Source organism: Psychrobacter sp. TB55-MNA-CIBAN-0194 (assembly GCF_040309505.1).
GTDB classification, from domain to species: Bacteria; Pseudomonadota; Gammaproteobacteria; order Pseudomonadales; family Moraxellaceae; genus Psychrobacter; species Psychrobacter fozii.
On sequence record NZ_JBEOOW010000400.1, the window covers coordinates 1 to 264 of the forward strand.

Below are 264 nucleotides of genomic sequence, written 5' to 3' on the forward strand. Positions count from 1 at the left end.
GGAATGGGCATACCTAAGCGCGAAGATAACGCCATGATATCACCGGTTTTGCCTTTACGCAGCATACGTTTGAGGCGAGAAACTCTCTCTGGATTGCTAATTAAGGCGTTATTATTCATCTCAAGCGCTAGCTGATCACATAGAGCTGGCTGTTTTTTGGTCGTCAACCAGACATCAGACTTCGCTGCCATAGCACGCATGGTATCGCCGCCATTATTAAACCCAAGCGCAACCGCGCACTTCTCACTGTCATCGGCATTGGTG

At 48.9% G+C, this 264-nt stretch carries 1 pseudogene; it reads right to left on the minus strand.

Annotated elements, in window-relative coordinates:
- Nucleotides 1–264 (minus strand): annotated as a pseudogene (locus AAEY75_RS15635) (lytic transglycosylase domain-containing protein); the annotation flags it as partial.